The following is a 19568-nucleotide window of genomic DNA, read 5'->3' as shown; positions in this document are numbered from 1 at the left end:
CCGGCCGCCCCGTGCGGTCGGTTCGGGGACCACCTCTCGCTGGTGGGTCGCGCGCGGTTCTCCCGCAGTTCTTCGCCTGGGTGGGGGCGCCCCGGCGGGCACCGGGGGAGCGCCCCCACGCGCCCCTGAATCTGCTCGGCTCCTCCCCGAAGGGAAGGTCAGTTGAGCCGGGCCCGCGCGGCACGCGCCTGCGTGCGGATGGTCGCCGCGGTCTCCGGGTCGAACGAGCCGATCACCTCGGCGTATTCCTCCATCTCTGCCGCGCCGCCGAGGAAGTCGCCCATCTGGACGAGGACCTGGGCCCGTTCGTAGCGCAGGCGGGCCGGATGGCGGGGGAGGAGCAGCGTCAGGTCGAGGGTCCACAGCTGGACGGGGAGGCGCTCGGGCCGGGGCGCGGCCCAGGCCCGGATGTTGTTGAGCACGCGGCGGACGATGTCCAGCGTGTCGGCCGGCGCGGGCGCGGCCATCGCGCGGCCGCCCGCCCCCGTACCGGATCGGATGCCGCCGACCGAGCCCGACATGAGCCGTTCGGCGTCCGGCCCGGACAGCACGCGGCCCGCGTCGAAGGGGTCGACCAGGACGTACGGCGCCGGGCCGTTGTCGAACTCGGCGCCGAACTCCGCGCCGAACTCCGCTCCGTGCGGCTCCAGTTCGCCGAGCGCCACCACGAAGTGCCCCGGCAGCCCCACCCCGTGCACCGGCGCCCCCGCGCGCCGCGCCACCTCCATCCACACCACCGACAGCAGGATCGGCAGCCCGCGCCGCCGTCGCAGCACCTCCTGGAGCAGCGACGACGACAGCAGCCCGTAGTCCGCGGGCGTGCCGTGGAAGCCGTGCCCGGCGCCCAGCACCCGCCTGAGCGCCTGGGCCCAGTCCTGCGGCGTGGTGGAGCCGTACGGGAGCAGCCCGGCGAGCCGGTCCAGTTCGATCTGGGCCAGGTCCGCCACCGGGCCGTCCAGCGCCGGGTCCGCCTCCGCGCCGATCAGCAGGCACAACTCCGCCAGGTCGGGCCGCTCCTCGCGGGCGGCCGCGGCGAACCGTTCGCGTACCGAAGCCGTCATGCCGGGGGGCGCCGGTAGTGGTAGCCGTGGTGGTCGGTGAAGCCGAGCCGGTCGTAGAGCGCGCGGGCGGCCGCGTTGTCCGCCTCGACCTGGAGGTACGCGGCGGTCGCCCCCTCGTCGTACGCCCGCCGGGCGAGCGCGCCCATCACGGCGGTGGCCAGGCCGCGCCGGCGCTGGTCCGGTGCCACCTCGACGGCGCCGAACAGCGCCCAGGGCCCCTCGACCACGGCCCGGCCGATCGCGCCCGGCGCGGTGGCGAACCAGACCGACGGCCCGCCCGAGACCACCTGGAGCGCGGCGTCGGCGAGTTCGCCGGTGCGGTGGTACGAGGCGAGCCAGGCCGCGTCCGGGGTGCGCGACAGCTCCACCGGGCGGCCGGCGGCCTTCGCCAGGGACGTCAACGGCGCGAGCGGGGCGGTACGGACCAGGGTGTCCGCCTCGCGCACCCACCCCGCGCGGTCCAACTCCACCACGTAGGGCGAGGAGTCCGGCACCTGGAACAGCGGCACGAGCCCGCGCTCCTGGTACCACCGTGTCACCGCGGCGAGCGCTTCCGCCGGCGGCATCCCCGGGTCGCCCGTCAACAGCACGGAGTTCGCGCGGCGGGTGAAACCGCCCGCCGCGCGCAGCACCCAGCCGCCCAGCGGCGCCGACTCCACCGGCGGCCAGGCCCGCGACGCCACCGCCTCGATCTCCTCGGCCGTCACCGCGGGCACTCCCGGCCTGCTCCGGCCCCTGTCACGCCGCTCCGGAGCGGGCGGCACCACCTTCCCCGCCACCAGTGTCTCCTCCTCGATCCGCACCGTCTCTCCGGTCCGCCGAGTGACGCAGACCACTCCCGTATTCCAGGATGCGAGAACACCGACCGTATCGGTGAACATAGGATGCCCGTCGGCGACCTCGACCAACTGCCGGACCGAGACGCGTTTTCCCACGTCAGCGGGGGTAATGTGGATTTCGAGTCGAGCTCCGGACGAGAAAACCCCTCGCATGCCTGCCCCTCCTGTTCGGAACGTGCCCAGGAACGGAGATACTAGGTGTGGGCATCGACGACGCCGCGCTCCCGCGCGAGATGAGCCCTACCGAGGAGGAACGACAGCGTGACCTACGTCATCGCGCAGCCTTGTGTCGACGTCAAGGACAAGGCGTGCATCGAAGAGTGCCCGGTCGACTGCATTTACGAGGGCTCCCGGTCCTTGTACATCCATCCGGACGAGTGTGTCGACTGCGGCGCGTGTGAGCCGGTCTGCCCGGTGGAGGCGATCTTCTACGAGGACGACACCCCGGAGGAGTGGAAGGACTACTACAAGGCGAACGTGGAGTTCTTCGACGAACTCGGCTCGCCCGGTGGCGCCTCGAAGCTGGGTCTGATCGAGCGCGACCACCCCTTCATCGCGGAACTGCCCCCGCAGAACCAGTGACCCGGTGACAACCCCCCGGGGCTGACACCGCCGGGCCCCGTCCGGCAGCGCACCGCTGCCGGCACGGGGCCCGGTGTTCTGCGCCGCCCGCACGAACCACCCTGCGAGAGTGAGCACGTTGAGCATCTCCGCCCGCCTTCCGGTCTTCCCGTGGGACCGCCTGGAGCCGTACAAGGCCACGGCGGCCGCGCACCCCGACGGTGTGGTCGACCTGTCCGTGGGCACCCCGGTGGACCCCGTCCCCGAGGTGATCCGGCAGGCGCTGACCGCCGCCGCGGACAGCCCCGGCTACCCGCTCACCTACGGCACGGCCGCGCTGCGCGAGGCCGCCGCGCACTACCTGCGCACGTGGCACGGCGTCAGCGGCGCGGACCCGGCGCACATCCTGCCGCTGATCGGCTCCAAGGAACTCGTCGGCTGGCTGCCCACCTTGCTCGACCTGCGCGAGGGCGACCAGGTCGGCTACCCTGCGCTCGCCTACCCGACCTACGAGATCGGGGCGCTCATCGCCCGGGCCGAAGCGGCCGGCTACGACGACCCGGTCACCGATCTCGACCCGGCCCGCACCCGGCTGCTCTGGCTCAACAGCCCCTCCAACCCGACCGGTCGGGTGCTGTCCGCCGCCGAACTGCGCCGGATCGTGACCTGGGCGCGCGAGCACGGCATCCTCGTCGTCTCCGACGAGTGCTACATCGAACTCGGTTGGGAGGGCACCGAGCCGGTCTCGGTCCTGCACCCCGACGTGTGCGGCGACACCCACGACGGCCTGCTCGCCGTCCACTCCCTGTCCAAGCGGTCCAACTTCGCCGGGTACCGGGGAGCTTTCCTCGCCGGCGACCCCGCGGCCGTCGCCGAACTCCTCGCGGTGCGCAAGCACGCCGGGATGATCGTGCCGCAGCCGGTGCAGGCGGCGATGGTCGCGGCCCTGGGCGACCGCGAGCACGCGGTCGACCAGAAGGCGCGCTACGCCCGGCGCCGGGCCGCGCTGCGCACCGCCTTCGAGGCCGCCGGGTTCCGGGTCGAGCACAGCGAGGCCAGCCTCTACCTGTGGGCCACCCGCGACGAGGACTGCTGGCAGACCGTCGGGGACCTGTCCAAGCAGGGCATCCTCGTCGCCCCCGGCGAGTTCTACGGCCCCACCGGGCAGAACTTCGTCCGTATCGCCTTCACAGCGACGGACGAGCGGGTGGCCGCCGCGGTGGAACGGCTCGGCTGACCCTCCGGGGTGGTGCGTTCCGTCGGGTGAGGGACCACCTGGTGGTGGGTTGCGCGCGCGGTTCCCAGTGCCCCTGGACTCGCCCGGGTACTCCCGGGGCGCCCGGGCGGGTCGGGGCGGGAACTACCGCGCGACGGTGATCCGTACCAGCGTGTCCACGGCCGGCGCGGAAGCACCCTTGGTTCCGGACGGGTCCGACGTCTTCTGCCACCCCTTGCCGGACTTCTTCGCCTGCCAGCGCATGTCCCCGAAGCTCACCTGCTCCACCTTCAGGTCGTGCGCGTGCGCCACCGCCCACTGCGCCAGCGCCCAGCCGCGCTGCTTGCCGGCGCCGGTCGTGGAACCGCCCGGCGGCACCGACGGCACCGCCACGGTGCGCGGGTCGCTGTCGTCCCGCGGCCGCACCTGGCTGCCGAACTCCCGCTTCAGCAGGGCCGTCACCTTCTCGGTGTCGCCCAGCCGCCCGCCGGCGCTGTACGCGGTGTTCGCGCCGGTGGTGCAGCTCAGCGCCGCCTCGTCGCGCCCGGTCAGCGCGGCGGCCACCATCGTGGCGTCCGTCTCGTGCTGCGCGTACGCCTCCGGGTAGCCGCTGCGCTGCACCCGCTGCGCGGCCACGGTCACCGGCAGCCGGGTGTAGTTCGGGATCTTCACCAGGCTGTCGAAGAACGCGTTCGACGCGTACACCGGGTCCTGGATCTGCTGGGCGGTGCCCCATCCCTGCGAGGGGCGCTGCTGGAAGAGGCCGAGCGAGTCGCGGTCCCCGGTGTCGAGGTTCACCAGCCGGGACTCCTGCATCGCCGTGGCGAGCGCTATCGTCAGCGCGCGCTCGGGCAGGCCGCGCGAGATCGACACGGCCGCGATCGTCGCGGCGTTCGCGGCCTGGTCCTGGTCGAGGGTCAGGTCGTTGCCGTCGGTCTTCACGGTGCAGCCGGCGGCCGCCGGGTTCTCGTGGTTCTCGAAGCGGTACGCGAGGTAGCCCGCGAGGGCCAGCAACACGATGAAACCGGCGGCGAACCGCAGGCCGCAGCCGCGGCCGCGCTTCTCTTCTTTGCTCGCTGGGGACGGCGACTCGGGCACGGCCGAACCCTACCGAATGTGAGCGCCCCGATCCGCCGGGTCGCCCCGTCAGGTCGGTCCAGGGACCCACCTGCCGGTGGGAGCCCGTCGCTGGGGGCACCCCCTCCGGGGGAGTCTCCCGCGCCCCTGCCCGTGTGCGGCTCCTCCCGTCGCACCCGCGGGCACCGCCTACGCTGGCGGGATGGGAACCGTGTTGGACTTGGAGCAGGACGTCGCCGGGTTGACAGCTCAGCTCGTGGACGTGGAATCGGTGAGCCGGGCGGAGGGAGAGCTGGCCGACCTGGTGGCCGCGGCGCTGGCGGCGCAACCGCATCTGCGGGTGGACCGGGACGGAAACGCGGTGGTGGCCAGGACCGAGCTCGGCCGTACCGAACGGGTCGTGCTGGCCGGCCACTTGGACACCGTCCCGATCGCCGACAACCTGCCGTCGCGGCTGGACGCCGACGGCGTGCTGTGGGGCTGCGGCACCTCGGACATGAAGGCGGGCGTCGCGGTCCAGCTCAAACTCGCCGCCGGACTGCGGGAGCCCAACCGCGACCTCACCTTCGTGTTCTACGACGCCGAGGAGATCGCCGCCGAGTTCAACGGGCTCAAGCGCCTCGCCGAGCGCCATCCGGAGTGGCTCGCCGGGGACTTCGCGGTGCTGATGGAACCGACCGACGGCCGGGTGGACGGCGGCTGCCAGGGCACGCTCCGGGTCCGGGTGCAGACCACCGGCCGCCGCGCGCACTCCGCCCGCAGCTGGCTGGGCGAGAACGCCATCCACAAGGCCGCGCCGATCCTGGCCCGGCTGGCGGCGTACGAGCCGCGCCGGGTGGAGATCGACGGCCTGGTCTACCCGGAGGGCCTCAACGCGGTGCTGATCGAGGGCGGCCACGCCGGGAACGTGATCCCGGACACCTGCGCGGTCACCGTCAACTACCGCTTCTCCCCTGACCAGAGCGAGGCCGAGGCGCTGGACCGGGTGCGCGAGGTCTTCGACGGCTTCGAGGTGGTGCTCACCGACAGCGCCCCGGGCGCGCTGCCCGGCCTGTCCCAGCCGGCCGCGGCCGCGTTCGTCGCGGCGATCGGCACCCCGCCGGCGGCGAAGGAGGCGTGGACGGACGTGGCCCGCTTCTCCGCGCTCGGCGTGCCCGCGGTGAACTACGGCCCGGGCGACCCCACCCTCGCCCACACCCGCGAGGAGAACGTCCGGATCGCCGCCGTCCAGGAGGCCGAGCGCAAGCTGCGGGAGTGGCTCACCCCATAGTCCGGGCGGTCCGAGCAACCGAACTGGGGTGCGCGCGCATCCTCCCATCCGCCATGGTGTGATCGGATACGCCCGATCCGGGCGAAGTTCGGGGGGAGAGGACACGGTCATGGGGCTGACCAGCACGTGGTTCGCCGTGGTGCTCCTGATCGCGGCGGTCGGCGCGGTGGTGGCCGCGCTCCTGCTGTGGGCGAGGGTGCGCGGCCCCCGCGTGGTGCGCACCGTGGCCCGGGTGGGCATGATCCTGCTCTGCCAGGCCACCGCGATCTGCCTGATGATGGTCCTGGTGAACAACCAGTACGGCTTCTACGCCTCCTGGGCCGACCTACTCGGCGACGCCAACAGCGGCGGTGGCGGCACCGCCTCCGCCGCCCACCCGGCCGTGACGCCCGCCGTACCCGACTACCACGTGGTGTTCGGCTCGTACTCCGCGGGATTCCGCCGCGCCACGGTGCGCGGCTGGCACTCCGGCAGCAAGGGCGAGGTGATCGTCTGGCTGCCGCCGCAGTACACCGCGAAGGGGTACGCCCACACCCGCTTCCCGGTGATCGAGGTGCTGCACGGCATACCCGGCACGCCGCACAGCTTCCTGCGCGGCATGCGGATCGGCCGGATCATGGCCGGCGAGATCGCGGCGGGCCGGGCCGAACCCGCGATCCTGGTGCTGCCCACGATCACCCCGGACCGGGTGGACACCGGCTGCGCGGACGTGCCGGGCAAGAGCAAGGTCGCCACCTGGCTCACCGACGACGTGCCGACCACCGTCGCGGCCAACTTCCGTACCCTGCCCGGCCCCGCCGGCTGGGCGGTGATGGGCATATCCACCGGCGGCTACTGCGCGGCCCGGCTCGCCCTGGACTACCCGCACCGGTTCGCCGCCGCGGCCGCGCTCGCACCCGACGACCCGGCCCACGGGGTGCGCAACCCGCTGTGGCTGGCCCGCAACAGCCGCCCGGCGGCCCACATCCTGGTCGAGTCCAGCCTCCAGGACCGGGAGAGCCCGCCGAAGTTCGCCGACGCGATCGCCGACGCGGTACGGCCGCCCGGCACCGTCAGCACCGTCCAGCTGACCGCGGGCGGGCACAACTGGAAGACCTGGAGCCGGATGTTCCCCGGCGCCCTGACCTGGCTCAGCGGGCGGCTGGAAGCGCCGCGAGCGGTGCCTTTGGCACCGTCGACGGCACCCTGATGCGTACGCTGCGGGTATGACAACAGACGCAACCGACTCCGACGACGCGGGTGGGAACGCCGGTGACTGGCAGGACGCAGCAGCCGCGGCCAACGCCGCCGCCGAGGGCCGCCCGGAGGGCAAGGGCTGGCCGGAACGGCACACCGGGCCGGTGATCCGCCGACGTGGACAGGTGCTCTCCGGCACCACCGACCAGCGCCTGCTGGACAGCCGCGGCGCCACCGACTGGGTGCACAGCGACCCGTGGCGGGTGCTGCGTATCCAGTCCGAGTTCGTGGAGGGCTTCGGCGCGCTCGCCGAACTCGGCTCGGCGGTCAGCGTGTTCGGCTCCGCCCGCACCCCGGTCGACTCCCGCGAGTACGACGCCGGGGTCCGGATCGGCCGCGCCCTCGCGGAGGCCGGCTTCGCGGTCATCACCGGCGGCGGCCCCGGCGCCATGGAAGCGGCCAACAAGGGCGCGCTGGAGGCCGGCGGGGTCTCCGTCGGCCTCGGCATCGAGCTGCCCTTCGAGCAGGGGCTCAACCCCTACGTCGACATCGGCGTCAACTTCCGCTACTTCTTCGTCCGCAAGACCATGTTCGTCAAGTACGCCCGCGGGTTCGTGGTGCTGCCCGGCGGATTCGGCACCCTCGACGAGCTCTTCGAAGCGCTCACGCTCGTCCAGACCAAGAAGGTCACCCGCTTCCCGATCGTCCTCTTCGGCACCGAGTACTGGGGCGGGCTGGTCTCCTGGGTCCGCCAGACCCTCGTCGCCGAGGGCAAGGCGTCCCCCGCCGACCTCGAACTCTTCCACGTCACCGACGACGTCGACGACGCGGTCGAAAGGGTCACCAAGGAAAGCGCGTAAGCGGGGCGCCCCTGACCCACCCCGGAGGGTCAGGCGAGCCCCCTCCGGGCCACCCGGGGTTCGCTCGCACCGGAGATCGCCGCGACCATCTCCAGGACCTGCCGGGTCTCCGGCACTTCGTGGACCCGGTACACCTGCGCCCCCAGCCACGCCGACACCGCGGTGGTCGCGAGCGTGCCGATCAGCCGCTCCTTGACCGGCCGGTCCAGCGTCTCCCCGACGAAGTCCTTGTTGGACAGGGAGACCAGCACCGGCCACCCGGTGGCCGTCATCTCGGGCAGCCGCCGGGTCGCCTCCAGCGAGTGCCGGGTGTTCTTGCCGAAGTCGTGCCCGGGGTCGATGAGGATGCCGTCGCGCCGCACCCCCAGCTTCTCGGCGCGCTCGGCGAGCCCGACGGTGACCCGGAGGATGTCGGCCATCACGTCGTCGTAGCCGATCCGGTGCGGCCGGGTCCGCGGCCGCACCCCGCCCGCGTGGGTGCACACCAGCCCCACCCCGTACCGCGCGGCCACCTCGGCCAGTTCGGGATCGACCCCGCCCCACGCGTCGTTGAGCAGGTCGGCGCCCTCCTCGCAGACGGCCCGCGCCACCTCGTGCCGCCAGGTGTCCACGCTGATCACCACGTCGGGGTGGCGGCGCCGCACCTCCGCGACGAACCGGACGGTGCGCCGGATCTCCTCGTCCGCCGACACCTCCTCGCCCGGCCCCGCCTTGACCCCGCCGATGTCGACGATCGCGGCACCCTCGGCGATCACCCGCGCGACCCGTTCGAGCGCCGGCTCGTCGGTGAAGGTGGCGCCCTGGTCGTAGAACGAGTCGGGCGTCCGGTTCACGATCGCCATGATCACCGGCTCCCGCTCACCGAATTCCCGGCTGCCCAGCCGAAGTCCCACGGTCACTCCTCATCTCAGACTCATGCGATCGTGGCACGATCGTGCCTGACATGGAGGACCCGCCGATCCGGACGGCAGGTCCCTGGGCCGTACCCCGGGAGTATCGACGTGTTCTGGTTCATGCTCATCGCGCTCGTCGCGGTGGTCGCCGCGGTGGCGCTGGCCGTACTCGGCGACGGCGGCGCGCTCAAGGACTCCCAGCCCGACCGGCTCGAGGACCGGCTGCCTCCCGACCGCCCGCTGGTCCGCGCCGACGTGGACGCGGTCCGGCTGCCGGTGGGCCTGCGCGGCTACCGCATGCTCGACGTGGACGAGGTGCTGGAGCGGCTCGGCGCGGAGCTGGCCGAACGCGACGCCCGCATCGCCGAGCTGGAGGCCCACCTCGCCGGCGCCCACGCCGGCGCGCACCGCTACGACACCTCCGCCGCGCCGGGCACGTCCCCCCAGACCGCCCCCGGCGCCCCGTACGGGAGCGGCGGCGGCAACGGGCAGGGATACGGCCACGGATACGGTGGCGGGCCCGGCAGCGGCTACGCAGAGCCCGCCGCCCGTCCCGACCGGCCGGTGGCCGGCCCCGACGACCTCCCGGGCGGCACGGGTGAGTGACGGCACCGCCATCCCCGGCCCCGACGGCCTGCTCCGCTGCCCCTGGGGCCTGTCCACCCCCGACTACCTGGCGTACCACGACGAGGAGTGGGGCAAGCCGGTGCACGGCGACGACGCCCTCTTCGAGCGGATCTGCCTGGAGGCCTTCCAGTCCGGGCTGTCGTGGATCACGATCCTGCGCCGCCGCGAGACCTTCCGCGCCGCCTTCCGGCACTTCGCCATCGACAAGGTCGCCGCGTTCACCGACGAGGACCGGACCCGGCTGCTCGCCGACCCCGGGATCATCCGCAACCGCGCCAAGGTCGACGCCGCGATCTCCAACGCCGCCGCCGCCCGCGAGGTCCGCGACACCTACGACGGCGGCCTGGACGCCCTCGTCTGGTCCTTCGCCCCGGACCCCGCGAGCCGCCCCGCCCCGCGCACCCTCTCCGACGTCGCGGCCACCACCCCCGAGTCCACCGCGCTCTCCAAGGACCTGAAGAAACGCGGCTTCCGCTTCGTGGGCCCGACCACCGCGCACGCCCTGATGCAGGCGTGCGGCCTGGTCAACGACCACCTGGCGGACTGCACGGCCCGCTGACCCGACCGTCGCCCCGGCCACTCGGCGCCCCTCGGGTCAGCGCCCTTCGGGTCAGCGCCCCTCGAACCTCGGCTTCCGCTTCGCGACGAACGCCGAGACCGCCTCACGGTGGTCCGCCGACGCCCCCGCCCGCGCCTGGAGGGTGTCCTCGTGGGCGAGCGACTCCTCCAGCGTGTGCGACGCCCCGTACGCCAGCGCCTCCTTCATCGCGGCGTACGCGACGGTCGGGCCGTCGGCGAGCGCCCGGGCCACCGCGACCGCGGCCTGGGCCAGCGCGGGTGCCGGAAGCACCTGGTGCACCAGGCCGAGCGCCAGCGCCTCCTGCGCGGGCACCGGCCGCGGGAACATCAGCAGCTCCGCGGCCCGCGCCTGGCCGACCAGCCGCGGCAGCGTCCACGACATCCCGGAGTCCGTGGACAGCGCCACCCCGGCGAACGCGGTGGTGAAGGACGCCGTGTCCGCGGCGAGCCGGTAGTCCGCGGCGAACGCGAACCCCGCGCCCGCCCCGGCCGCCACCCCGTTGACCGCGGCGACCACCGGCTTGGGCATGGTGGCCAGGGCGGTGACGATCGGGTTGTAGTGCTCGGCGACCGTCGCCAGGCCGCCGCCCGACTCCAGGATGCCGACGTGCTCCTTGAGGTCCTGTCCGACGCAGAACGCCCGGCCGGTCGCGGTGAGCAGCACGGCGCGCACCGCCTCGTCGGAGCCCGCGGTCCGCAGCGCCTCGCGCAACGCGTTCTTCGTATTCGTGTCGAGTGCGTTCATGGCCTCCGGTCGGTTCAGGGTGACCGTCGCCAAGCCGTCCTCGACCTCGTACAGCACGCTCTCGCCCATGCCAGAACCCCTTCGTCGCGGCAAGTGTCCTGGCCAGGATGCCGGACCCGATGAGGGTCCGACATGTGACGTACATCAAACCGCGCCAGGCCCGGAAGCGGCCCGACCCGGCGAAATAGCCGGGTTTGGGGGATCGGAATGTACAACGGAGTGCTACGGCTATTGGTCATCAGGTCGACTGATGCGGGATAATGGCCGAGAACCAATGTGTTCGAGTCCGAGCTGGTTTCAGGAAGGGGAACGAGCATGGCGGCCATGAAGCCGCGGACGGGTGACGGCCCGCTCGAGGTGACCAAGGAGGGGCGGAGCATCATCATGCGCGTTCCGCTGGAGGGCGGCGGGCGGCTGGTAGTAGAGCTGACCCCGGACGAGGCGGACGCCCTGGGCGATGCGCTGAAGAAGGCCATCGTCTGAGACCAGCGGTCCCGAATCGTCACGGCCACGTACGTCCCACGTACGTGGCCGTGCTCATGCGCGGCGGATGGCGCAGAGGAGGCCGTCGTCCGTGGGCAGCAGGACCGGGGCCAGCCGCGGGCTGTCCCGGACCGCCCGCATCAGGTCGCGCAAGTGCAGGGACTCGGCGTCCTGGTGGGAGGCGTCCAGCGCGCGGCCCTGGGCGAAGGCGCCCTCGAAGCAGAGCACGCCGCCGGGGCGCAGCAGCCGCAGCGACTCGTCGAGGTAGTCCAGGCACTCCAGCCGGTCGGCGTCGCAGAAGACCAGGTCGTACCCGCCGTCGGTGAGGCGGGGCAGCACGTCGAGGGCGCGGCCGCAGATGAAGCGGGCCCGGTTGGCGGCGACCCCGGCCTCGCGGTACGCCTCGCGGGCGAGCTGCTGGCGGTCGGGTTCGGAGTCCACGGTGGTCAGCACCCCGTCGGGCCGCATGCCGCGCAGCAGGTGGATGCCGGAGACGCCGGTGCCGGTGCCGATCTCGACCACGGACTTCGCGTCGCAAGCCCCGGCGAGCAGTCGCAGGGCCGCGCCGGTGCCGGGGGAGACCGCGCGCAGCCCCTCCGTACGCGAGCGGGCGCGGGCGCGTATCAAGGCGTCGTCCTCGGCGACGAAGGCGTCCGCGAACGCCCAGCTCGCCTGCCGGTTGCCGGTAATGGCCGCTCCCCTTGTCCGGTGTTCTCCTTGCAATTGCGCCGCCCGGGCGACTGTATCCGTTGCCGCCGGGAACCTGCTGATGGGACCGGGCGTTAGAGAACACGGGTGGCAACAGCCCCCCGCGGGGATGGAGCGGCAGCCCCCTCTCCGCTTTGGCAACAGCGCACTTATCCGGAGCTAACGGGCGAGGTGGATATGGTAGGGGCTCTACTGGAGACCACCAGAGCCGACAGGGGAGGTGCGGCTGCGGCCGGTGACCGAGGAATGCTCGACCGCTTCCGAAAGTCCGCCGGACAGCCGAAATCCGTGACCGACACAGCTGATGACCGTTCACCCAGGACCGACTCCGCGACCGCGACGTTCGCTACCGACGGAGACGGCCAGACGTGGACGCCTCCTTCCTGGGAGGAGATCGTCAGCACGCACAGTGCCCGGGTGTACCGGCTGGCCTACCGCCTGACCGGGAACCAGCACGACGCGGAAGACCTCACCCAGGAGGTCTTCGTGCGGGTCTTCCGCTCCCTGTCCACCTACACGCCCGGCACTTTCGAGGGCTGGCTGCACCGCATCACCACGAACCTCTTCCTGGACATGGTGCGGCGCCGGCAGCGCATTCGTTTCGACGCTCTCGGCGACGACGCGGCTGAGCGGCTGCCCAGCCGCGAGCCGTCCCCCGCGCAGCACTTCAGCGACACCCACTTCGACGCGGACGTCCAGCAGGCGCTGGACACCCTCGCGCCGGAGTTCCGGGCCGCCGTGGTGCTCTGCGACATCGAGGGACTGTCGTACGAGGAGATCGCCGCGACCCTCGGGGTGAAACTCGGCACCGTGCGAAGCCGCATCCACCGCGGCCGCTCGCACCTGCGCAAGGCTCTGGAGCACCGGGCGCCCGGAGCGCGCCCGGCGCCCGCGTTCGCTGCCACCGCGTCCAAACCCCTGGAGGGCGGGAGAGCGTGAGCAGCAGCGGTTCAGGCGAGCAGCACCGTCCCCAACGTCCTGCACCCGCCGAGCAGCACCTCGGTGACCGACTTTCCGCCTTCGTCGACGGCGAGCTGACGGACGACAGCCGGGACCGGGTGCTGGCCCATCTCGCGACATGTACGCAGTGCAAGGCCGCCGCCGCCGAGCAGCGCCGGCTCAAGAGCGTGATCGCCGGCTCGGAGCTGCCGGCCATATCGGCCGGTCTGCTGGCGCGGCTACAGGGACTGCCGGCCATGGACGGCCAGGACGGCCCCGGTGGCCCGGCGCGGCCCGAGGGCCTGTCGGCCGACGAGGCGGGCAGCGTCGGCCACCGTCGCGGCCCGTTCGACGGCGGCTTCTTCGGCTCGCGGCCGACGGTTCCCGACTCGGTGCTCTCCGACCCCGGCAGGTCCGACACCGGTCGCCCCGGCTCCGGCCTGGCCCGATCAGGGGGCGCGCGGCGCGAGGAGTTCTCCTTCCTCGGCCCGGCCGCCGATCTGCTGCCGGCCGGTGACGGGCGCGGCCGCGGCTTCCGGGTCCACGACAGCACCTCCCGGGGCCGGCGTTTCGCCTTCGCCGCGGCCGGTGCCTTCTCGATGGCCGCGATCGCCATCGGCAGCGCGCTGCCGATGGAGGCGGCGATGGACAGCGGCGCCCGGCCGGACGACGGCCCCGCGGTCAGCCCGCTCAGCGCCGGCCAGGTCTCCGACACCCGCGGCACCATCCCGCGCGGCGTGCTCAGTTCGGACCGCGAGGAGCAGCGGCGCGAGCGGATCGTGGTCGCGTCGGCCACCTCCGTGCCGTTGATACCGCCGGTCCAGCAGGCGTCGAACGGCTCGTTCCCGCTGCGCTGAGCGGTGGTTCGGCGTCGGGCACCGCCCGGTGTCAGCGCAGGTCTTTACCGGGCGGCAGCATAGTGTTGGCCACAGCCACTCCCGTATCGCTTGCTCGGGCAGGTACCGTGAATTCCGCCGGTCCCTGCCCACGCCGGCCGTGGACGTCTCAAGGAGCTGCAAGGTGTTCTTCGACATAGGCCCGCTGGAGCTGGTCGCGATCGTGGTCCTTGCCGTGCTTGTCTTCGGCCCGGACAAGCTGCCGAAGCTGATCCAGGACGCCATGGCCTTCATCCGCAAGGTGCGGGAGTTCTCCGACAGCGCCAAGGAGGACATCCGCCGCGAGCTGGGGCCGGAGTTCAAGGACTTCGAGTTCGAGGACCTCAACCCGAAGACCTTCATCCGCAAGAACCTGATCAACAGCGAGAACGACGAGTACGGCCTCGGCGAGCTGAAGGACCTCGGCAAGAGCCTCGACCTGCGCAAGGACCTCACCGACGTCACCGACCTGCGCAAGGACATGGCGGAGGTCACCGACGCGGTCAACGGGGTCAGGACGGGCGTCAACGGCTCGTCCTCGTCGTCAGCCTCCGCGGGGACGGCTTCTTCCGGTGCCGGCTCCGCGGACTCCGGCGGCACCCCCGACCGGCTGAAGAAGCTGGGTCAGGACGAGCCGCCGCCGTACGACTCCGACGCGACCTGATCCGGGGAGCGTCAACCCGAATCCACGTTTTCACCCGATTGCATGGCCGTTGTCCGTGTGTTCGGCATCACCCCACGCCGTTTCGCGCCCCGAACCCGCCCATGGTCGGGCAAGATGGCATGTCGCCCAGGAGGGCGGTCATCGAGGAGGCGCGACCCATATGGAGACGAAGACCGGCACGCAACAGGGGGCGGTCGAGGGCTACCTGTTGGCCGACTTCCCCTGGTACGGGCTGGACCAGGCATTCACCGGGCCCCGGTGGCTCGGTCTGCTCGGCACCAGCGCGGACGGGACCGTCGAACACGGAGCGACCGGACACGGCGACGAGCCGTCGCTCAAGGCCGAGGCCGCCGACCCGGAGGGCCAGAAGTTCGCGGTCGTGGTCACCGTCGCCCACCGGCCGCTGCGGCGCAGCGCCGACGGCACCGGTGTGATGGAGGCCACCTCGGTCTCCTCAGCGGCCTGGCTGGCCGGCTCCGGGCTGCTCTCGGCGACCTGGCCCACCCGGATGGACCGCGCGCTGCGGCAGGACTGGCTCGACCAGCAGACCTCGGCGGCGTGGGAGCTCGCGGACGAGCTGACCGGACCCGGATGGTCGTCCCTGACCCTCCCCGTCGACGGCGTCCCCACCCCCTTCCACTACCGCGAGTCGGAATACGGCTGGGTGATGGCCGGCTCCGCCGCGGGAGTGCACCTCGGGGCGTACGGCCGCAACATGTCCGCCTACGGCCTCGCGCTGGCCGCCATCCCCGACCTCACCGCGTACGCGGGGTAACCGGACCCACCCGGCTGCCCGTCCGCGGAGTCACGGGACGGGCAGCCCGGGGGAGCCGTCAGAACTTGTTGCGCGGGGTGATCCCGAGCGACATCCCCGCCAACCCGCGCTCGCGGGCGGAGAGCTTCGCGGCGATGCCCCGCAGCGCCGCCCCCGCGGGGGACTCCGGCGCCGTGAGGACCACCGGCCGGCCGTCGTCGCCGCCCTCGCGCAGCCGCACGTCGATCGGGATGCGCCCGAGCACGGGCACCGTGGTGCCGGTGGTGCGGGACAGCCCCTCGGCGACCCGGTCGCCCCCACCCGTGCCGAACACCTCGACGACCTCGTCGCAGTGCGGGCACGGCATCCCCGCCATGTTCTCCACGACGCCGACGATCTTCTGGTGGGTCTGCACGGCGATCGACCCGGCCCGCTCGGCGACCTCCGCCGCCGCCTGCTGCGGGGTGGTCACCACGAGGATCTCCGCGTTCGGCACGAGCTGCGCGACGGAGATCGCGATGTCGCCGGTGCCGGGCGGCAGGTCGAGCAGCAGGACGTCCAGGTCGCCCCAGTAGACGTCCGCGAGGAACTGCTGGAGCGCGCGGTGCAGCATCGGCCCGCGCCACACCACCGGCGCGTTGCCGGGGGTGAACATGCCGATCGAGATGACCTTCACACCGTTCGCCGACGGCGGCATGATCATGTTCTCGACCTGGGTGGGACGGCCCTCCGCGCCGAGCATCCGCGGCACGCTGTGCCCGTAGATGTCCGCGTCGACCACGCCGACCTTCAACCCGTCCGCGGCCATCGCGGCGGCGAGGTTCACCGTCACCGAGGACTTGCCGACCCCGCCCTTGCCGGAGGCGATCGCATAGACCCGGGTCAGCGAGCCGGGCTGGGCGAAGGGGATCTCCCGCTCGGCCTGGCCGCCGCGCAGCGAGGACGCCAGCTCGCGGCGCTGCTCGTCGCTCATCACGTCCAGCGCCACCCGCACCGACGTCACCCCGGCCACGCCCTGCACCGCTGCCGTGACCCGGCCGGTGATCTCGTCCCGCATCGGGCAGCCGGACACGGTGAGGTAGACGGTGACGGCGACCGAGCCGTCGGCGGCGATGTCGACGGATTTCACCATGCCGAGTTCGGTGATCGGCTTGTGGATCTCCGGGTCGTCAACGGTCGCCAGCGCGGCGCGTACAGCGTCGTCGGTGGGGGTGCCGGTCGGGGTAGAACCGTGCAGAGCGGTAGCCATACGCACGAGGATACGGCGGTCCCGAGCGGCCCTTCAGCGGCCCCGGCCGTCGCCTTCGTCACTGCGCGGGCGGCGCTGGTCACCATGCCGGTCCTGGCCCTGCCGCTCGTTGCGCCGCTCGGCACGGTGCCGCTGCTCGTCGATCTCCTTGACCAGGTCCTGGAGTTCCGAGCGAATCCAGTCCCGCGTGGCGACCTCGCCCAGGCCCATCCGCAGGGCGGCCACCTCCCGGGTCAGGTACTCGGTGTCGGCGATGTTCCGTTCGTTCTGCTTGCGGTCCTGTTCGAGGTTGACCCGGTCCCGGTCGTCCTGCCGGTTCTGCGCGAGCAGGATCAGCGGCGCCGCGTAGGACGCCTGCAGCGACAGCATCAACGTCAGGAAGATGAAGGGGTAGTGGTCGAACTGGAAGTTCCGTGGCGCGAAGACGTTCCACAGCACCCAGACGATGATGATCACCGTCATCCAGACGATGAACCGTCCGGTGCCGAGGAAGCGCGCCACCCGCTCGGAGAGCTTGCCGAACGCGTCCGGGTCGTAGGACGGCAGCAGGCTGCGGCGCGGCTCGCGCGGCTGGTCCAGCCGGTTCTTGCGCGGCCGTCCGGTCGCCGTGGCCCCCGCCGGGTGGCGGGTCCGCTCGCGCTCGTCAGCGGCCATCGGGTGCCTCCGCGCGCTCGTCCGTGCCGCGCTCGTCCGTGCCGCGACCTTCGCCGTCCCCGTCGCCGTCCATGCCGCTGTCCGTGCCGCCCTCCGCGCCGTACAGCGCGGTCTCCCGCCAGTCGTCCGGCAGCAGGTGGTCCAGCACGTCGTCCACGGTCACCGCGCCGACCAGCGAACCGCTCTCGTCCACCACCGGCGCGGAGATCATGTTGTACGTGGCCAGGAAGCTCGTCACCGACGGCAGCGCGGTGTCCGGGCCCAGCGGTTGCAGGTCGGTGTCCACGATCGCGCCGAGCAGGGTGAAGGGCGGGTCGCGCAGCAGCCGCTGGAAGTGCACCAGGCCGAGGTACTTTCCGGTCGGGGTGTCGTCCGGCGGCCGGCACACGTACACCTGGGCGGCCAGCGCGGGGGACAGGTCGGGGTTGCGGATACGGGCCAGCGCGTCGGCCACGGTCGCGTCCGGGCGCAGCACGATCGGCTCGGTGGTCATCAGCCCGCCCGCGGTGCGCTCCTCGTACGACAGCAGCCGCCGTACGCCCGCGGCCTCCTGGGGCTGCATCAGGGTGAGGAGGCGTTCCTGCTCGTCCGCCGGCAGCTCGGCGAGCAGGTCGGCGGCGTCGTCGGGGTCCATCGCCTCCAGCACGTCGGCGGCCCGCTCCTCCTTGAGCTTGCTGAGGATCTCCACCTGGTCGTCGTCCGGCAGTTCCTCCAGGACGTCGGCGAGCCGGTCGTCGTCGAGGGCGGCGGCCACCTCGCCGCGGCGCTTGGGCGACAGGTGGTGCAGCACGTTCGCCAGGTCGGCCGGGCGCAGCTGCTCGAAGGTCGCCACCAGGTTCTCCGCGCCCTGGCCCTCCTCGGCGAGCGAGAAGCCGCTCACGGCCGACCAGTCCACGGTCAGCGCCTCGCCTCTGCGGCGCAGCGCCCCGCTCTTGCCGCGCCGCACGAAGACCTTGTCGATCTCCCAGTCCCGCCGGGAGGGCAGCTGGGTCATGGACACATCGAGCACGGTGACCTCGACGGACAGGGCCTCGTCGGCGGCGGAGCGGGCCACGGCGGTGGGGGTCTCGGCGGGGGAGCCCGACTCGTCGGTGGCCAGCCGCACCCTGCGGTCCAGCAGCTCGCCCAGCACCAGCGTCTCGGTCGGCCGCTGCTCGAAGCGCCGCATGTTCACCACGCCGGTGGTGATGACCTGGCCGGACTCCACGCCGGTGACCCGGGTCATGGGCAGGAAGATCCGGCGCCGGCTGACCACCTCGACGACCAGGCCCAGCACCCGGGGCGGGCGCCCTCCGACGCGCAGCATGACGACCACGTCGCGCACCCGCCCGACCTGGTCGCCGTTCGGATCGAAGACGGCGACCCCGGCCAGGTGCGAGACGAAGACCCGAGGGGCGCCTGCCGCCATGGTGGGGGCCTCCTACGGTCCGCGGAGGGCTGCTCCGGTGCCTGCGGGCCACACCCGCCGCACCCGCTCAGGCTACTCCGGGCCGATCTTGCCTGCCCCATGGGATGGTCCCCGGGAGTAACCCTGCGGTAGCTTCGAGGCCGCCCGCAGCCGCCGTCCCTGGAGGAAGAGAACCCGTGCACCACGGCCGCAGGACTGTCGCCGCCGCCCTGACCGCGCTCGGCGCGAGCGGTCTGCTCACCGGCTGCCTGGGCTTCGGGGGCGACCCCGACGCGGGCACCAACGGGGTCGGCAAGCTCCCGGCGCAGACCATCGAGCAGAAGGCGAAGTCCGCCGCCGCGGGCGCCGCCGCCGTACGGCTGGCCGGCACCGTGGTCAGCGGCGGCCGGACCTACCGCCTCGACATGCGGCTGCGCACCAACGGCGGGGTCGGCGAGGTCAGCAGCAAGGGCGACACCTTCCAGCTGCTGCGGGTCGACGACGACCTCTATCTCAAGGCCGGCGCCGACTTCTACGGTGACGGCGGCAGCGACAAGGACAGCAAGGCCGCCGCCGCGAAGCTCAACGGCAAGTACGTCAAGGTGCCGCAGAACGACCCCTCCTACCAGCAGTTCTCCGGGTTCACCGACAAGAAGACGCTGCTCGCCGACCTCTTCGTGCTGGACGGCACGGTCAAGACCGGCGCCCACCGCAAGGTCGGCTCCACCAAGACCATCGCGCTCGAAGGCACCAAGGGCGGCTCGCTGGACGTCTCCCTCAAGGGCACGCCCTACCCGCTGCGCTACGAGCGCGTCGGCGGCGCGGGCACCCTGACCCTCTCGGACTGGGGCCAGGACTTCACCCTGGCCGCCCCGGCCAAGTCCGAGGTGCTGGACTACGGCAAGACCGTCGGCAAGTAGCGCACCCGCTCGCCTCGACTCGCCTCGTCGC

The 19568-nt window shown here is 72.7% G+C and carries 22 protein-coding genes; 13 read left to right on the top strand and 9 right to left on the bottom strand.

Annotation, left to right across the window (positions count from 1 at the left end; translation table 11 throughout):
* Nucleotides 1-158: 158 nt before the first annotated feature.
* Nucleotides 159-1061, bottom strand: coding sequence for a transglutaminase-like domain-containing protein (locus OG896_RS12765; RefSeq protein ID WP_329365126.1), 903 nt, complete (start codon nucleotides 1059-1061; stop codon nucleotides 159-161).
* Nucleotides 1058-2053, bottom strand: a complete 996-nt coding sequence (locus tag OG896_RS12760; RefSeq protein WP_443057020.1) for a GNAT family N-acetyltransferase — start codon at nucleotides 2051-2053, stop codon at nucleotides 1058-1060. The genes OG896_RS12765 and OG896_RS12760 overlap by 4 nt, the downstream gene beginning before the upstream one ends.
* Nucleotides 2054-2161: 108 nt before the next feature.
* On the opposite strand from OG896_RS12760, the gene fdxA reads away from it, so the two are divergent.
* Together fdxA and dapC are read left to right on the top strand one after the other, a co-directional pair.
* The gene (fdxA, locus tag OG896_RS12755; RefSeq protein ID WP_033319951.1) at nucleotides 2162-2482 is read left to right on the top strand and encodes a ferredoxin; all 321 of its coding nucleotides are present in this window, start codon (nucleotides 2162-2164) and stop codon (nucleotides 2480-2482) included.
* Between the two features lie 109 nt (nucleotides 2483-2591).
* A complete protein-coding gene (dapC, locus tag OG896_RS12750) occupies nucleotides 2592-3698 on the top strand; it encodes a succinyldiaminopimelate transaminase (RefSeq protein ID WP_329365122.1) in 1107 nt (368 codons plus the stop codon).
* Between the two features lie 123 nt (nucleotides 3699-3821).
* On the opposite strand, the gene OG896_RS12745 is transcribed toward dapC, so the two are convergent.
* Nucleotides 3822-4775, bottom strand: a complete 954-nt coding sequence (locus tag OG896_RS12745) for a heavy metal transporter (RefSeq protein WP_329365121.1) — start codon at nucleotides 4773-4775, stop codon at nucleotides 3822-3824.
* Between the two features lie 181 nt (nucleotides 4776-4956).
* On the opposite strand from OG896_RS12745, the gene dapE reads away from it, so the two are divergent.
* From dapE to OG896_RS12730, 3 genes are all read left to right on the top strand, one after another.
* Nucleotides 4957-6024, top strand: coding sequence for a succinyl-diaminopimelate desuccinylase (gene dapE / locus OG896_RS12740; RefSeq protein ID WP_329365120.1), 1068 nt, complete (start codon nucleotides 4957-4959; stop codon nucleotides 6022-6024).
* Nucleotides 6025-6133: 109 nt separating this feature from the next.
* The gene (locus OG896_RS12735) at nucleotides 6134-7213 is read left to right on the top strand and encodes an alpha/beta hydrolase (RefSeq protein ID WP_329365118.1); all 1080 of its coding nucleotides are present in this window, start codon (nucleotides 6134-6136) and stop codon (nucleotides 7211-7213) included.
* 16 nt (nucleotides 7214-7229) lie between these two features.
* Nucleotides 7230-8060 (top strand): TIGR00730 family Rossman fold protein, encoded by an 831-nt coding sequence (locus OG896_RS12730; protein WP_329365116.1) that lies wholly within the window; start codon nucleotides 7230-7232, stop codon nucleotides 8058-8060.
* A gap of 29 nt (nucleotides 8061-8089) precedes the next feature.
* On the opposite strand, the gene folP is transcribed toward OG896_RS12730, so the two are convergent.
* On the bottom strand, nucleotides 8090-8902 hold the full coding sequence (gene folP, locus OG896_RS12725) for a dihydropteroate synthase (protein WP_329373944.1): 813 nt from the start codon (nucleotides 8900-8902) through the stop codon (nucleotides 8090-8092).
* A 159-nt stretch (nucleotides 8903-9061) separates the two neighbouring features.
* Here folP and OG896_RS12720 point away from each other — a divergent pair, with 159 nt between their 5' ends.
* Nucleotides 9062-9559, top strand: coding sequence for a cell division protein DivIVA (locus tag OG896_RS12720; protein WP_329365115.1), 498 nt, complete (start codon nucleotides 9062-9064; stop codon nucleotides 9557-9559).
* Nucleotides 9552-10139, top strand: a complete 588-nt coding sequence (locus OG896_RS12715) for a DNA-3-methyladenine glycosylase I (protein ID WP_329365114.1) — start codon at nucleotides 9552-9554, stop codon at nucleotides 10137-10139. The genes OG896_RS12720 and OG896_RS12715 overlap by 8 nt, the downstream gene beginning before the upstream one ends.
* A gap of 51 nt (nucleotides 10140-10190) precedes the next feature.
* On the opposite strand, the gene OG896_RS12710 is transcribed toward OG896_RS12715, so the two are convergent.
* Complete coding sequence (locus OG896_RS12710) at nucleotides 10191-10973, bottom strand: enoyl-CoA hydratase-related protein (RefSeq protein WP_329365112.1); 783 nt, start codon at nucleotides 10971-10973, stop codon at nucleotides 10191-10193.
* A gap of 246 nt (nucleotides 10974-11219) precedes the next feature.
* Here OG896_RS12710 and OG896_RS12705 point away from each other — a divergent pair, with 246 nt between their 5' ends.
* Complete coding sequence (locus tag OG896_RS12705) at nucleotides 11220-11387, top strand: DUF3117 domain-containing protein (protein ID WP_073493047.1); 168 nt, start codon at nucleotides 11220-11222, stop codon at nucleotides 11385-11387.
* 54 nt (nucleotides 11388-11441) lie between these two features.
* On the opposite strand, the gene OG896_RS12700 is transcribed toward OG896_RS12705, so the two are convergent.
* Nucleotides 11442-12110: an O-methyltransferase gene (locus OG896_RS12700; RefSeq protein ID WP_329365109.1), complete on the bottom strand. Its 669-nt coding sequence runs from the start codon at nucleotides 12108-12110 to the stop codon at nucleotides 11442-11444.
* Between the two features lie 162 nt (nucleotides 12111-12272).
* Here OG896_RS12700 and sigE point away from each other — a divergent pair, with 162 nt between their 5' ends.
* The 4 genes from sigE (at nucleotide 12273) to OG896_RS12680 (ending at nucleotide 15348) form a co-directional block, all read left to right on the top strand.
* A complete protein-coding gene (gene sigE, locus OG896_RS12695) occupies nucleotides 12273-13034 on the top strand; it encodes an RNA polymerase sigma factor SigE (protein WP_329365107.1) in 762 nt (253 codons plus the stop codon).
* Nucleotides 13031-13891, top strand: a complete 861-nt coding sequence (locus tag OG896_RS12690; protein ID WP_329365104.1) for an anti-sigma factor family protein — start codon at nucleotides 13031-13033, stop codon at nucleotides 13889-13891. Before sigE ends, OG896_RS12690 begins: the two co-directional genes overlap by 4 nt.
* 163 nt (nucleotides 13892-14054) lie before the next feature.
* Nucleotides 14055-14573, top strand: coding sequence for a sec-independent translocase (locus OG896_RS12685; protein WP_329365102.1), 519 nt, complete (start codon nucleotides 14055-14057; stop codon nucleotides 14571-14573).
* Nucleotides 14574-14733: 160 nt separating this feature from the next.
* The gene (locus OG896_RS12680; RefSeq protein ID WP_329365100.1) at nucleotides 14734-15348 is read left to right on the top strand and encodes a hypothetical protein; all 615 of its coding nucleotides are present in this window, start codon (nucleotides 14734-14736) and stop codon (nucleotides 15346-15348) included.
* 58 nt (nucleotides 15349-15406) lie between these two features.
* On the opposite strand, the gene OG896_RS12675 is transcribed toward OG896_RS12680, so the two are convergent.
* The 3 genes from OG896_RS12675 to OG896_RS12665 are packed head-to-tail and all read right to left on the bottom strand — an operon-like array spanning nucleotide 15407 to nucleotide 18638.
* Entirely contained in the window at nucleotides 15407-16576 is a 1170-nt protein-coding gene (locus OG896_RS12675) for an Mrp/NBP35 family ATP-binding protein (protein ID WP_329365098.1), read from the bottom strand.
* A gap of 33 nt (nucleotides 16577-16609) precedes the next feature.
* Nucleotides 16610-17230, bottom strand: a complete 621-nt coding sequence (locus OG896_RS12670; protein WP_329365096.1) for a DUF1003 domain-containing protein — start codon at nucleotides 17228-17230, stop codon at nucleotides 16610-16612.
* Nucleotides 17220-18638, bottom strand: coding sequence for a magnesium transporter MgtE N-terminal domain-containing protein (locus tag OG896_RS12665; RefSeq protein ID WP_329365095.1), 1419 nt, complete (start codon nucleotides 18636-18638; stop codon nucleotides 17220-17222). Before OG896_RS12665 ends, OG896_RS12670 begins: the two co-directional genes overlap by 11 nt.
* A 176-nt stretch (nucleotides 18639-18814) precedes the next feature.
* Here OG896_RS12665 and OG896_RS12660 point away from each other — a divergent pair, with 176 nt between their 5' ends.
* On the top strand, nucleotides 18815-19537 hold the full coding sequence (locus tag OG896_RS12660) for a hypothetical protein (protein ID WP_329365093.1): 723 nt from the start codon (nucleotides 18815-18817) through the stop codon (nucleotides 19535-19537).
* Nucleotides 19538-19568: the final 31 nt, after the last annotated feature.

Origin of the sequence: Streptomyces sp. NBC_00669 (assembly GCF_036226785.1) — a bacterium.
Classification (GTDB): Bacteria; Actinomycetota; Actinomycetes; order Streptomycetales; family Streptomycetaceae; genus Actinacidiphila.
The sequence above is the reverse complement of the archived record's forward strand: the minus strand, read 5'-3'. Positions and strand labels throughout refer to the sequence as shown.